Annotated in this window: 13 protein-coding genes; 9 read left to right on the plus strand and 4 right to left on the minus strand. The window is 62.7% G+C overall.

Annotation, left to right across the window (positions count from 1 at the left end; all coding sequences use genetic code 11):
• Window positions 1-49: 49 nt before the first annotated feature.
• On the minus strand, window positions 50-1,546 hold the full coding sequence (locus ACL2XQ_RS01065; protein ID WP_413721920.1) for an NCS1 family nucleobase:cation symporter-1: 1,497 nt from the start codon (window positions 1,544-1,546) through the stop codon (window positions 50-52).
• A 144-nt stretch (window positions 1,547-1,690) separates the two neighbouring features.
• Between ACL2XQ_RS01065 and ACL2XQ_RS01070 the strand changes: the two genes are divergently transcribed.
• Together ACL2XQ_RS01070 and ACL2XQ_RS01075 are read left to right on the plus strand one after the other, a co-directional pair.
• Window positions 1,691-2,407 (plus strand): GntR family transcriptional regulator, encoded by a 717-nt coding sequence (locus tag ACL2XQ_RS01070; RefSeq protein WP_410012503.1) that lies wholly within the window; start codon window positions 1,691-1,693, stop codon window positions 2,405-2,407.
• Between the two features lie 114 nt (window positions 2,408-2,521).
• Window positions 2,522-3,262: an aspartate/glutamate racemase family protein gene (locus ACL2XQ_RS01075; protein ID WP_410012502.1), complete on the plus strand. Its 741-nt coding sequence runs from the start codon at window positions 2,522-2,524 to the stop codon at window positions 3,260-3,262.
• A gap of 59 nt (window positions 3,263-3,321) precedes the next feature.
• Here the strand turns inward: ACL2XQ_RS01075 and ACL2XQ_RS01080 are convergent, their stop codons facing one another.
• From ACL2XQ_RS01080 to ACL2XQ_RS01090, 3 genes are all read right to left on the minus strand, one after another.
• Complete coding sequence (locus ACL2XQ_RS01080; protein WP_413731454.1) at window positions 3,322-4,731, minus strand: AtzE family amidohydrolase; 1,410 nt, start codon at window positions 4,729-4,731, stop codon at window positions 3,322-3,324.
• Complete coding sequence (gene hpxX, locus ACL2XQ_RS01085) at window positions 4,728-4,937, minus strand: oxalurate catabolism protein HpxX (RefSeq protein ID WP_410016656.1); 210 nt, start codon at window positions 4,935-4,937, stop codon at window positions 4,728-4,730. The genes ACL2XQ_RS01080 and hpxX overlap by 4 nt, the downstream gene beginning before the upstream one ends.
• A gap of 99 nt (window positions 4,938-5,036) precedes the next feature.
• A complete protein-coding gene (locus tag ACL2XQ_RS01090) occupies window positions 5,037-6,623 on the minus strand; it encodes a gamma-glutamyltransferase family protein (protein ID WP_413739957.1) in 1,587 nt (528 codons plus the stop codon).
• Between the two features lie 146 nt (window positions 6,624-6,769).
• On the opposite strand from ACL2XQ_RS01090, the gene ACL2XQ_RS01095 reads away from it, so the two are divergent.
• The 7 genes from ACL2XQ_RS01095 (at window position 6,770) to hpxK (ending at window position 13,394) form a co-directional block, all read left to right on the plus strand.
• Window positions 6,770-7,615, plus strand: coding sequence for a MurR/RpiR family transcriptional regulator (locus ACL2XQ_RS01095; RefSeq protein ID WP_413739958.1), 846 nt, complete (start codon window positions 6,770-6,772; stop codon window positions 7,613-7,615).
• Between the two features lie 229 nt (window positions 7,616-7,844).
• Window positions 7,845-8,636 carry a transporter substrate-binding domain-containing protein gene (locus tag ACL2XQ_RS01100; protein WP_410012498.1) on the plus strand — a complete coding sequence of 264 codons (792 nt, stop codon included), beginning with the start codon at window positions 7,845-7,847 and terminating at the stop codon, window positions 8,634-8,636.
• A gap of 13 nt (window positions 8,637-8,649) precedes the next feature.
• Complete coding sequence (locus ACL2XQ_RS01105) at window positions 8,650-9,318, plus strand: amino acid ABC transporter permease (protein ID WP_410012497.1); 669 nt, start codon at window positions 8,650-8,652, stop codon at window positions 9,316-9,318.
• Window positions 9,315-9,971: an amino acid ABC transporter permease gene (locus ACL2XQ_RS01110; RefSeq protein ID WP_410012496.1), complete on the plus strand. Its 657-nt coding sequence runs from the start codon at window positions 9,315-9,317 to the stop codon at window positions 9,969-9,971. Before ACL2XQ_RS01105 ends, ACL2XQ_RS01110 begins: the two co-directional genes overlap by 4 nt.
• Window positions 9,952-10,695, plus strand: coding sequence for an amino acid ABC transporter ATP-binding protein (locus tag ACL2XQ_RS01115; RefSeq protein ID WP_410012495.1), 744 nt, complete (start codon window positions 9,952-9,954; stop codon window positions 10,693-10,695). The genes ACL2XQ_RS01110 and ACL2XQ_RS01115 overlap by 20 nt, the downstream gene beginning before the upstream one ends.
• Window positions 10,696-10,848: 153 nt before the next feature.
• The gene (locus ACL2XQ_RS01120; RefSeq protein ID WP_413727317.1) at window positions 10,849-12,093 is read left to right on the plus strand and encodes a pyridoxal-phosphate-dependent aminotransferase family protein; all 1,245 of its coding nucleotides are present in this window, start codon (window positions 10,849-10,851) and stop codon (window positions 12,091-12,093) included.
• Window positions 12,093-13,394 (plus strand): allantoate amidohydrolase, encoded by a 1,302-nt coding sequence (gene hpxK, locus ACL2XQ_RS01125; RefSeq protein WP_413739959.1) that lies wholly within the window; start codon window positions 12,093-12,095, stop codon window positions 13,392-13,394. The genes ACL2XQ_RS01120 and hpxK overlap by 1 nt, the downstream gene beginning before the upstream one ends.
• Window positions 13,395-13,760: the final 366 nt, after the last annotated feature.

Consider the following 13,760-nt stretch of genomic DNA (forward strand, 5'->3'; position numbering starts at 1 on the left):
GCCGCGCAGCATCAGCCCCGGACACCCGGGGCGGTGCCAGGGCTAAAACCTACTCTTTCGGCGCCGGCGCCAGGCCCGCGTAATGCATGCCGGCGCTGGCGACGATATCGCGCCGCGCCAGATAGCGATAGCAGCCGGCGCCCAGAAAGACGCCGATAAACCAGCTGAAGTTCGCCACCTGATGCAGGCTGGGGGTAAAGCTTATCGCCAGCCCTATCAGCACCGCCGGCGCCAGGGCCATGATCGCCTTGGGGTTAAAACCATTATTATACCAATAACGACCGGACGGCGTGGCGTTGAACAGGTCGTCCACCCATACCTTGCCGCGCTTGATAAAATAGAAGTCGGCGATCAGGATCCCGAACAGCGGGCCGATAAACGCGCCCAGCACGTCCAGCGTGTAATGGATAAGCTCCGGCGACTGGAACAGATTCCACGGCGTCAGCAATACCGAGCCCACCGCCGCGATCATGCCGCCGGTGCGAAAGCTGATTTTCTGCGGCGAACAGTTGGAAAAATCGAATGCCGGCGAGACAAAGTTCGCCACGATATTAATGCCTATCGTCGCGATAATCATGGTCAGCAGGCCCAATGCCACCGCCACGCTGCTGCCGACCCGGCTGACGGTTTCAATCGGATCGGTAATCATCTGGCCGAACAGACTCTGGGTACCGGAGACGATGACCACGGTGACAATGGAAAACAGCAGGAAATTGAACGGCAGGCCCCAGCGGTTGCCCCGGCGGATTTCATCCATGCTTTTACCGTAGCGGGAGAAATCGCCGAAGTTCAGCAGCGGTCCCGAAAAATAGGAGACCACCAACGCCACCGCGGTGAGCATTTCCCAGGCCTGCTGGCCCGGGGTCAGCGCTTTGCTGCTCAGGGTAAAGGAGATATTGCTTATCCCGGTCTGGAACAGGATCCAGCCGGCCAGCGCCAGCATCACCACGTAGACCGCCGGTCCGGCAAAATCGATAAACTTCTTGATGGCGTTCATGCCGTGCCAGAACACCATCGCCTGGAGCAGCCACATCACGCCAAAACAGAGCCATCCCAGCGTGGAAAGCCCCAGCCAGTGGCTTTGCGTCAGCGCCTGTAATGACGGCACGAATTTCAGCAATACCAGCATCAGGGCGTTCGCCGCCAGATAGGTCTGGATGCCGTACCAGGCAAAGGCGATAAGCCCGCGGATCACCGCCGGGATATTGGCGCCGAATACGCCGAACGCCTGGCGGCAGATCACCGCGTAGGGCACGCCGGCCATCTGGCTGGGTTTCGCCACCAGGTTGGCGCAGATTTGCACGATGCAAATGCCGAGCAGCAGGCATAACAATACCTGCCAGCTCGCCAGTCCCAGGGTGAAAAAGCTGGCGGCCACCACGTAGCCGCCCATGCTGTGCACGTCCGACATCCAGAATGAAAAAATATTGTACCAGCTCCAGTCCTGCTGGCGGGTAGGGGCTAAATCCTCGTTGCAGAGCTTGGGGCTGTAACGGCTGTGATCGGTGGATCCAATGCTATCGCTTACCTGATGAGTGTTTGGCATGAAATGTGCTCCTCTTATCACTACCCTTGGATGTCGGTACTGAGGAATGATTTGCAGGATCCAGGCCAATGCGACAAAATGTGTATACTTAATTTTTAATTTTGGTATACGGAAATAGATCTCTATCGTATACAGGAGCGGTGAATGTCCAGTTGGTACGGCCTGAAAAGTACTGTTTTTTCGCAGGATAAGGACGATGAGATTTATCACGCCATAGTTAAAGCCATCGTCGAGCATCAACTGCCGCCCGGCAGCAAATTGCCGGAGGAGGCGCTGGCGGCGGCCTTCGGCATCAGCCGTACCGGCATTCGCAAAGTGCTGCAGCGCCTTGCCGCAGTGCATTTGATCCGGCTTACGCCCAAGCGTGGTGCGCAGGTGATCACCCCGGGGGTGGATGAGGCGCGTCATGTCCTGCTGACCCGCCGCATGCTGGAGTGCGCGAATTTACCGCAGGTGGCGGCACACTGCGAGGCGGTGCATATCAGCGCGCTGGAGGATCTGCTGGCCGGGGAGGCGAGGGCGCATGAAGAGCGGGACGGCGCCACCGCGATTCGTCTTTCCGCGCTGTTCCATGTGCAGCTGCAGGCGATTTCCGGCAACGAGGTGCTGACGCAAATGGTCTCGCAGCTCACCCTGCGCTCCTCGCTGGTGATTGCCGCTTATGGCGCGCCGTGGCAGCAGGGTTGCCGCTGCCATGATCACCAGCAGCTGGTCGCGGTGTTAAAGGCGGGGGATACCCCATCGCTGGTGCGGCAGATGGAACAGCATTTCGACGATATCCTGGCGAATCTTCATTTCGAGCGCAGCGGCGAAACCACGCCGGACTTTGCGCGCTTATTCTCGCCGGCGGTAAAAGGGTAGTACTTGCCCGGTTCCGGCCCCGGGCGGCACAGAAATCTGGCCGCCCGCCCGGGCGTAACCGGATAACCATCGCCGTATATTCGGTGCAGGCACAGGTAGAAAGGAGCCGCGATAATGGCCGCTTGTCGTATACAATTAATCAATCCCAACACCAGCGTTGCCATGACCGAGCGGATCCAGACGGCCGCGCGGCGCGTTGCCGCGCCGGGCACCGATATCGTCGCGGTCTGTCCGGCGGAGGGCGTATCCTCGGTGGAAGGGCATTTCGACGAAGCGGTGGCGACCATGGGCGTGCTGCAACGGGTGAAACAGGGCCGCGAACAGGGGATGAACGGGCATGTCATCGCCTGCTTCGGCGATCCGGGCCTGCTGGCGGCGCGGGAACTGGCCGGCGCGCCGGTGGTCGGCATTGCCGAGGCGGCGATGCATATGGCGACCCTGGTGGCGACCCGTTTTTCGGTGGTCACCACCCTGCCGCGCACGCTGGTTATCGCCCGCCAGCTATTGCACAGCTACGGTTTCGAGCGGCACTGTTCCCGGCTGCGCGCCATTGATTTACCGGTGCTGGCGCTGGAGGATCATTCGGGGCTGGCGCAGCAGCAGGTGCGGGAGCATTGCATCCGGGCCAAGCGGGAAGACGGTATCGGCGCCATTATACTGGGTTGCGCCGGAATGGCCGACCTGGCGCAGGAGCTGACCGGAGAGCTGCAACTGCCGGTGATAGACGGCGTCAGCGCCGCCATCAAGCTGATTGAATCCCTGTACGCCATGGGATTGTCCACCAGCAAATACGGCGATCTGGATTATCCGCTGCCAAAAGAGATCAGCGGCCATTTTAACGGGCTGAACCTGTAGACCAGCCCGTAAAAAACCCGGCATTTAACGTTGCCCGCCGTGGCCTGCGTCGTCAGCCGTCAGGCCGCTTTTTGGCAGGCGGCGGTCGCCGCTACCACGCCGCTTTGCTCCAGCGCCCGCGCGGCGCGCAGGCAGAGATCCTCACGCCACGGCGCGGCGATCAGCTGCACGCCGATCGGCATCCCGCCCGCGATGGTGAGCGGTACGGTCACCACCGGCAGACCCAGAAACGACACCGGCTGGGTCAGCATGCCCATGCTGGCGCGCACCGGCAGCGCCTGGCCATTAACGGTAAACGTGTCCTGGCCGATAAGCGTGGCGCAGCAGGGCGTGGCCGGCGCCAGCAAAATATCCCAGTGGGCGAATAGCGGCTGGATGCGCTCCTGCAAATAGCGGCGAAAACGCTGCGCCTGGATATACCACGCGGAAGGGAGCATCGCGCCGGCCAGCAGGCGCTCGCGCGACAGCGGCTCAAAGCGGTGCGGTTCCCGCCGCAACGCCGGCAGGTAACGGTTGCCTCCCTCCGACGCGCTGAGGATAAAGGCCGCCGAGCGGGCGAGCGCCGCCTCGGGGAACATCACCTCTTCGTCCGCGCCCAGCGCCCGGGCGACGGTGTCCAGCGCCCTGGCGGCATCCGCGTCGCACCAAGCGCGGAAATACCCGCCCAGCACCGCGCAGCGCAGCCCCTCCTGTCCCCGGTCCAGCAGCGGCAGCGTCGGGCTGACCGGCCGGTCGGCTTGGAACCCGTCCCCGGGGTCAATGCCCTGCAACGCGTCATAGACCGCGCTGAGATCTTCACAGCACAGCGCCATCGGCCCGATATGATCCAGACTGGCGACAAATGAATGCGTACCGCCGCGCGACAGCCGGCCGAAGGTGGGTTTTAAGCCCAGGATGCCGCACAGTGACGACGGCACCCGGATGGAACCGTTGGTATCGCTGCCCAGGGAAAACTTCACCAGCCCGGCGGCCACCGCGGCGGCCGACCCGCCGGAGGAGCCGCCGGCGATGCGCGCCGGGTCGCGTGGATTGCGGGTGGCGCCATAATGGCTGTTCTCGGTGGTAAAACCATAGGCGTAGGCATCCATATTCAGCATGCCGGACAGCAGGGCGCCGCTGCCGGCCAGTTTGGCCACCGCCCAGGCGTCCCGCTGCGCCGCGGCGCGATCGCTGTACAGGCTGGCGCCGGCCAGGGTGGTTTCGCCCGCCACGTCAAACAGGTTTTTCACGCCATAAGGGACGCCCGCCAGCGGCGGCAGGGGGGAGCCGGCACGGCGCAGCGCGTCCAGGGCGTCGGCTTCGCTTAACATTCTCTGCGCCGTGACCCGGGTCCAGGCGTTCAGCGCCGGATTGGCGGCGTCGATGGCGTCCAGGACGGCGCGGGCGATCTCACGGGCCGATACCTCGCCCCCGGCCAGCAGGGCGGTGATCTCGGCTATCGATAATGACGCCAGGGTGGTGATGTTCATGCCTTGTAGACTCCCGCCACGTCCAGCCGGTCATCCAGCGGAAAGGCCATCAGGGGCGCCGCCATGGCGGCGATGCGCTCAAACTGCGCCAGCAGCTCCGCGCGCCTGGCGTCATCAAGCTTAAGCGCCAGCACGCTTTCCATCTGGCGGATATAGGCCGCGCAATCGATGGGAACGGCATCGCCAGGCAAGGAATCGTTTGGCATTGAGTCTCCGGGCGCTGAATCGCCCGGTACTGAAACCATGGGTACCGCATCGGTCGGAATCAAGGGCTTATCCATCAGGTTCTCCAGGTTTTGTTAACACTAAAATCCGGCGGCGCTGCCGTTGCTGCGCGGGTCAAACGCGCCCTCCAGCATCCCGTTGGTATGGCGCACTATCGCGCCGGCGTGTCCGACCGCTTCGCTGAAATCCGGCAGGGACTCCACCTCGTGGCCGAGCGCGCGCAGGGCATCAAAGGTGGCGCCGCTAAAACGCCCTTCGAGTTTCAGGGTATCGGTGGCCTGCCCCCAGGTCCGCCCCAGCAGCCAGCGGGGCGCGTTGACGGCTTGCTGCAACGGCATGCCCTGCATGATATGGCGGGTAAATATCGCCGCCTGGGTCTGCGGCTGGCCGTCCCCGCCCATGGCGCCGTAGACCATGACCCGGCCGTCATGCAGCTTTGCGGCGGCCGGATTAAGCGTATGGAACGGATATTTGCCCGGCGCCAGCGCCCGCAAATGCCCGGGCTCCAGGCTAAAGGCGGCGCCGCGGTTTTGCCACAATATACCGCTTTTCGGCAGCACCACGCCGCTGCCGAATTCGTGGTAAATGCTCTGGATAAAGGACACCGCCAGCCCGCTGCTGTCCACCGTGCCCATCCATACCGTATCCCCCGGCGCCAGCATACTGCCCCAGGGCGCGGCGCGTTCGGCGTCCACCCGGCGCGCCAGGCCGTCCAGGAAAGCGGGCGCCAGCAGGGCGTCAGGATCGCAGGCCAGGTGCGCCGGGTCGGTGATAACTTCATCGCGCAGCGCGAACGCCAGCTTGGTGGCCTCGACGATGCGATGGATGGTCTGGGTTTCAGACTGCGCGGCCATGGACAGGCGATCGGTAATGCCGAGGATGGCCAGCGACACCAGGCCCTGGGTGGGTGGCGCCAGGTTAAACAGCTCGCCTTTGCCGTGCGCCAGGCGCAGCGGGGCGCGCCGTCTGGCGCGGTAAGCGGCCAAATCCGCGGCGGTGACCGGCATGCCGATCGCCTTCATTTCCTGGGCCATGCCGGCGGCTACCGGGCCGCGGTAAAAACTGTCCAGTCCCTGCTCCGCCAGGGCGGTAAGGGTTTCGGCGAGCCGTGGCTGGGTAAAGCGGCTGCCGGCCAGCGGAATCTCCCGATGGGGAAAAAACACCCGGGCAAAATCCGCCCGGCCCGCCAGTTCGGAGAATTTGGCGCGGGAAGCCTGTTCCTGCGACAGGGAAACCGGCATGCCGTCGGCGGCATAACGGATGGCATCCGCGAGCAGGCTTGATAGCGGCAGCCGCGGGTAGCCCATTTCCGCCGAGAGCGACAGCGCCTCAGCCCAGCCGGCCACCGTGCCCGCCACCGTCAGCGCCGACATCGCGCCGCGATGGGGGATAAGCGCCTCATCCCGGTAAAAATCGAAGGTCGCCAGCGAACCCGCCGGGCCGCCGGCATCGATGGCGACCGGCTCGCCGCGCGGCGGCACGATAAGCCAGAAACCATCGCCGCCCAGGCCGTTCATATGCGGGTAGACCACCGCGATGGACGCGGCAGCGGCCACCATCGCTTCAATGGCGTTGCCGCCCGCGCGCAGGACGGCCAGCGCGCTTTCGCTGGCAAGATGATGCGGCGTTACCGCCATGCCCATCGGCGCCATGGAACTGTTGTTCATCGTGGTCAATATCTCTTGTTAACGGGCGGAGGCTGGCAACAGTTAAGCAAGAGGCGTTCCAACCCGCGCCGCCGGATTCATTTGCCTGCGCCGCGGCAGGATATGCTAGGGTAATATGAAACAAAGGTTGCAGCCGGGAAGGAGATATGAAGCAATTCGATGAGCGCCTGCGCGCCGCTTATGCGCAGCTTTCGCCGCAGGAACAGCGGGTCGCCGCGTTTATCCTCGATCATTTCGACGATCTGATCAGTTATAACAGCGCGGAGCTGTCGCGTTTAAGCGGCGTCTCCAAGGCGACCGTCAGCCGGCTGTTCAAACGCCTGGGTTATGATAACTATCGCCAGATGCGCGACGAACTGCGGGTGTTGCGCCAAAGCGGGATGCCGTTAACCGATAGCCGCGACGCGGTCCAGGGCAACACGCTGTTGTCACGGCATTACAAACAGGAAATGGCTAACCTGACCTACTGGGTCAACCGGCTGGACGGCGCGCAGTTTTCCTCGGTGATAACGGCGATGGATAATGCCCGGCGTCTGTGCCTGGTGGGCTTGCGCAACAGCTATCCGGTGGCGATGCACCTGCGCCAGCAACTGCTGCAGGTGCGCGGGCGGGTGAGCCTGCTGCCGCAGCCGGGGCAGACGCTGGCCGAAGAAATAGTGGATCTGACCGCCGAGGATATGGTGGTGGTGGTGGCGTTTCGCCGGCGCACGCCGCAAATCCGGCCGTTATTATTGCAGCTTAAAAATAACGCCGTGCCGGTGCTGCTGATAAGCGAGCCCCAGGCGCAGGCGCTGATTCCGCTGGCGCGCTGGCATATCGCCGCAACGCTTGACAGCGTATCGGCGTTTGATTCCTACTCGTCTGCCATGAGCCTGGCGAACCTTATCAGCAACGCATTGCTGCATCATACCCTGGCCCAGGGACGGGCGCGCATCCACAGTATCGCCGATGGGTATGGCGAACTGGATGAGCTTGAACCCCGGGGTTCATAAAAAAACAGCGCGACATAGCGGTGCGCTTGCACTTTATGGGTGCGTTATTTTCCCGCCGCAGGGCCAAGGCTTTGCCATTCCCGTTAGCATAACCCCGCTTATGGCGGGGCTGGCCTGATGTTTCCCCCCGGTGTTCCCCGGCGTGAATCAATGGTTTCATTTGGCACATTAGTTGCAGATAATTAGCCTGAGAATCATTTGTTTCATTACTTCATCTTGGGAACCCGGTATGCAAATCAGAAAACAGCTTATAGCCCTGGCGGGCGCGGTCCTGTTGTTTACCCAGGCGGGGGCGGCCCTGGCCGATCAGTTACAGCAAATCCAGCAGCGCGGCGTGCTGCGGGTCGCCATTCCACAGGACTTCCCCCCTTTTGGGTCGGTCGGCACCGATCTGCAGCCCCAGGGCTACGATATCGACATGGCGCGTTACCTGGCCGACAAGATGAAGCTGAAATTGCAGCTGGTGCCGGTGACCAGCGCCAACCGGGTGCCTTATTTGCAAACGGACAAGGTCGATCTGGTGATTTCCAGTTTGGGTAAAAACGCCGAGCGCGAAAAAACCATTGATTTCAGCCGCGCTTACGCGCCGTTTTTCCTCGGCGTCTTCGGGCCGAAGGACGACGGGCTGAAAGCGCCGGCGGAACTGGCCGGCAAAACGGTGGGGGTGACCCGCGGCGCGGTGGAGGATATGGTGCTGACCGATCTGGCGCCGAAGGATGCCCAGATCAAGCGTTATGAAGATAACAACACCACGCTGTCGGCCTATATGTCCGGCCAGGTGCAGTATGTGGCGACCGGTAATCTGGTGGTGAGCGCCATTGCCCGCCAGAACCCGGCCAAGGCGCCGGCGGCGAAATTTATGCTTAAGGACTCGCCGTGCTATGTCGGCCTGCGCAAGGATGAGCCGGCGCTGAAGGAGAAGGTTAACGCCCTGATCGACGAAGCGCTGAAAGACAATACCCTCAACAGTCTGTCCGAAAAATGGATGAAAGCGCCGCTGCCGGCCGATTTGGGCGCCTGAGGACGCCGCGCCCATGACCTATCAGCTTAATTTCGCCGCCCTGTGGCCCTATACGCCCGAACTGCTGTCCGGGCTGTGGGTGACCCTGATGCTGACCACCGCCGCCACGGCGGGCGGTATTACCCTCGGCGTGTGCGGCGCGGCTATCCGCAGCGGCCGGTATGTCGTGCCGGGCCGGTTATGGGGCGTCTATGTGGAGCTTATCCGCAATACGCCGTTTGTGGTGCAGCTGTTTTTTATCGTCTTCGGCCTGCCGGCGCTGGGGCTGAAAATGACCGCCGGCGAGGCGGCGCTGCTGGCGATGGTGGTGAATCTCGGCGCCTACAGCACGGAAATCATCCGCGCGGGCATCCAGGCCACGCCGAAGGGGCAGTGGGAGGCCGGCCGGGTGCTCGGCCTGTCGCGCGGCCAGGTCTTCCTGCGGGTGGTGCTGCCGCCGGCATTAAAACGCATCTACCCCGCGCTGGTGAGCCAGTGCGTGATCGTGATGCTCGGATCGTCGGTGGTTTCCCAGGTGTCTTATGAGGAACTGACGTTTGCCGGCAGCCTTATCCAGTCGCGTACGTTCCTGAGTTTTGAGGTGTACCTGGTGGTGACGCTGATGTATCTGATGCTGTCGCTGCTGATGCGCCAGGTATTGCTACGGGCCGGGCGCCTGATCTTCGGCGGAGAAGAGGCATGACGTCGTTTACCGACTGGGATATCCTGCGCAACCTGCTGCTGGCCGCGCGCTGGACGCTGCTGTTGTCGCTGGTGGCCTTTGCCGGCGGCGGCCTGTTGACCCTGCCGCTGATGTTGATGCGCCTGTCGCGCCGGCGCTGGCTAAAGCAGGGTGTTCGCGCCTACAGTAACCTGTTCCAGGGCACGCCGCTGCTGATGCAGCTGTTCCTGGCCTTTTTCGGCCTGGCGCTGTTCGGCATTGATGTCAGCCCCTGGCTGGCGGCGGCGCTGGCATTGACGTTGTTCACCAGCGCGTTCCTGGTGGATATCTGGTGCGGCAGTATCGATGCCCTGCCGAAAGGACAGTGGGAAGCGTCCCGCTGCCTGGGCTTAAGCTTCGGCCAGACCCTGCTGCGGGTCATGGCGCCGCAGGCCATCCGCATCGCCATTGCGCCGACGGTGGGGTTTTCGGTACAGGTGGTTAAAGGCACCGCGCTGGCGTCCATCATCGGTTTTGTCGAGCTGACCAAGGCGGGGACCATGCTCACCAACGTCACCTTCCAGCCGTTTAAAGTCTTCGGCCTGGTGGCGCTGGGGTATTTCCTGATGTGTTATCCCCTTTCCCGCCTCAGCCATTATCTGGAGAAAAAGTATCATGCCGCTGATAACCATTAACCAGGTGCAGAAATATTACGGCCAGAACCATGTGCTGAAGGGGATCGATCTGGATATCGACGCCGGCGAGGTGGTGTCGATTATCGGGCGCAGCGGTTCCGGCAAAAGCACCCTGCTGCGCTGCATCAACGGCCTGGAAGAGTATCAGGAAGGCAGCATTAAGCTGGGCGGCATGACGGTGACCCACCGTGATGCCCAGGCGCGGGAAATCAGTCGTTCGGTGGGGATGGTGTTTCAGAATTTCAATCTGTTCCCGCATATGACCGCGCTGCAAAACGTGATGCTGGCGCCGCGCCGGGTGCTGGGGAAAAATGCGGCCGAATGCCGCGAACTGGCGGTATCGATGCTGGACAAGGTCGGCCTGGGCGACCGGTTGGATTACCACCCCGCCAGCCTTTCCGGCGGCCAGCAGCAGCGGGTGGCCATCGCCCGCGCGCTGGCGATGGATCCCAAGGTGCTGCTGTGCGATGAGATCACCTCGGCGCTGGATCCGGAACTGGTGGGGGAAGTGTTGAAAGTGCTGGAAAAACTGGCCGGCGAAGGCATGACCCTGATCCTGGTCACCCATGAAATGAGCTTTGCCCGCGAAGTCGGCGACCGGGTGGTGTTTATGCACCAGGGCACGGTGTGGGAGCAGGGCGCAAGCCGAGAACTGTTCGCCCGGCCGCGGACGGCGGAACTGAAACAGTTTATTGCCTCGGTACGGGGCCTCGGCGACGCCTAGGCCTGGCTGTCCGGCGCCAGGATCTGCATCCCTGCCGCCGCCTGGATTGGGCGCGGCGGGCAGCGGGGTTCAGGACCGGTGAGGCGGTTCCCCGTTGCCGACTTACTTGGCGTATTACTAAATAGATTAATAGCGTTCTCGGAAGGATAAATCATGTTGGATATTGCGAGCTATGACCAGATGAATCCGCCGGCCCGGCTGCTGATGGGGCCGGGGCCGATTAATGCCGATCCGCGCGTGCTCAGGGCGATGTCGGCCCAGCTTATCGGCCAGTATGATCCGGCGATGACCGGCTATATGAACGAGGTGATGGCGTTGTACCGCCGGCTGTTCAACACCGCCAACCGCTGGACCCTGCTGGTAGACGGCACATCGCGCGCCGGCATCGAGGCGGTGCTGCTTTCCGTGATCCGGCCCGGTGATAAGGTCCTGGTGCCGGTATTCGGCCGCTTCGGCCATCTGTTATGCGAAATCGCCCGCCGCTGCCGCGCCGAGGTACACACCCTTGAGGTTCCCTGGGGAGACGTCTTCAGCCCCGGCCAAATCGAGGACGCCGTGAAACGGATCCGTCCGCGTGTTTTACTGACGGTGCAGGGCGATACCTCCACCACCATGCTGCAGCCGCTGGCGGAGCTGGGCGATATCTGCCGCCGTTACGGCGCGCTGTTTTATACCGACGCCACCGCCTCGTTCGGCGGCAACCGTCTGGACACCGACGCCTGGGGCCTGGACGCGGTATCCGCCGGCCTGCAGAAATGCCTCGGCGGCCCGTCCGGCAGCGCGCCGGTCACGTTGAGCCCGCGCTTTGAAGAGCAGATCCGCCGCCGCAAATGCGTGGAGCAGGGGATCCGCACCGCCGATCATCGGGACGGCGATGATGAAATGATCTATTCCAACTATTTTGATCTCGGCATGATCATGGATTACTGGGGGCCGGAGCGGCTTAATCATCATACCGAGGCCACCAGCATGCTATTCGCCGCCCGGGAGTGCGCGCGCATCCTGCTGCAGGAAGGGCTGGATAACGCCATCGCCCGCCATGAACTGCACGGCGCGGCGATGCTGGCCGGTATCCAGGCCATGGGGCTGGGCGTCTTCGGCGATATACGCCATAAAATGAATAATGTGCTGGGAGTGGTGATACCCGACGGCATCAACGGCGAACAGGTACGGCAACTGCTGCTGAACGATTTCGCCATTGAAATCGGCACTTCGTTCGGCCCGCTGCACGGCAAGATCTGGCGTATCGGCACCATGGGCTATAACGCGCGCAAGGATTGCGTGATGCAGACCCTGGCCGCGCTGGAAGCGGTGCTGAACCGGCTGGGTTTTGCCAGCGGGCAGGGCGCCGGCACGCAGGCGGCCTGGGATCATTACGCAGCCGCGGCGGAGGTGTAATGACGCAACCGAGAATGACGGCGGATTTGGCCGGCAGCGCCGCGCTCAGGGTGATGGCGCGCTGCGATACGCTGGCGGAAATCAGCGCGACGCCGGGCGAGCTGACGCGGGTCTATCTTTCTGCGGAACATCTGCGCGCCAATCTGCAGGTCGGCGCATGGATGCGCGCGATAGGGATGCGTGTCTGGCAGGACGAGGTCGGCAACCTGTGCGGCCGTTACGAGGGGTTGCAGCCGGCGCTGCCGGCCATCCTGCTCGGTTCCCATCTGGATACGGTGCGCAACGCGGGGCGCTACGACGGTATGCTGGGCGTGCTCACCGCCCTGGAGGTGGTGCATTACCTGTACCAGCACCGGCTGCGGTTGCCGATGGCGATTGAGGTCATCGCTTTTGCCGACGAGGAGGGCACGCGCTTCGGCATCGCCCTGCTCGGCAGCCGGGGCCTTACCGGCACCTGGCCGCCGGACTGGCTGGAGCGGCGCGACGCCGAAGGGATAAGCGTCGCCCAGGCGCTGCGCGCCGCCGGGCTGGATGCGGGACTTATCGGCCGGGCCAAACGGGAGAAAACAGCCTTCAGCGCTTACCTGGAGCTGCATATCGAGCAGGGGCCCTGCCTGGAAAATGCGGGACTGGCGCTGGGCGTGGTCTCGGCCATTAACGGCGCCAGGCGCCTGAACTGCCGCTTTACCGGCTCGGCCGGGCATGCGGGCACCGTGCCGATGGCAAACCGCGCGGACGCGCTGAATACCGCCGCGCGCTGGATAGCGCGCATCAACGATATCGTCGCCGCCCACGGCCCGGAGATGGTGGCGACGGTGGGCGAGCTGCACTGCCTGCCGGGCGCGGTCAACGTGATCCCGGGCGAGGTCCGGCTAACGCTGGATGTCCGCGGCCCCGACGACCGCGCGCTGGCGGCATTGCTTGCCGGCCTGCTGGACTGTGCCGCCGCTATCGCCGGGCAGCACGCCTGTGCCTTCGGCAGCGAGGAGTTTTACCGCATCGACGCCACGCCCTGCGATCGACGCCTGCAAGCCGTGCTGGCCGGCAGCGTGCAGGCCGTGCAGCAAAAAAGCCTGTTATTGCCCAGCGGCGCCGGTCATGACGCCATTGCCGTGGCGCAACGCTGGCCGGTGGGCATGCTGTTCGTGCGCTGCGAACGGGGAATAAGCCACCATCCCGATGAAGCGGTCGCCATGGCGGACGTGGCGGCGGCGATCCGGGCTTATCTGGAGGCGGTGCTGACGCTGGCGGAAGGCCCGGCGGGCGACGAACCCAGGCGCGACATTACCGGCGCCGGTTAGACTATGTAGTATAGGAGCAGGGCGGCGCAAGGAGGCGACCCGCACCGATAGGGCGCGCCAGGCGCATCGGGACAGAAAAATATCTTTAGCGATAAATATCTTTCAAGCATGTTCTTTATTCGCCAAACTTGAATGCGGCGGTGTTATATCTTTCGCATATAGAAATAATTATTATTAAATTGAATAAGTGATAAAAAACTTAATTTTTTAATTTAGTATATATTTTAAATTTATTTTATTAACGCATCATTATCGGCAGATACTCAAAGCAACAGGTGACATGGGGAAAGGTAGCCATTATGGTAAGCGGCGTCAGCGATACAATACCACCATCAAATCATTCACGCCATCATGAACGGTTGTTGC

Source organism: Sodalis sp. RH14, assembly GCF_047324285.1.
GTDB lineage: Bacteria > Pseudomonadota > Gammaproteobacteria > Enterobacterales > Enterobacteriaceae > Acerihabitans.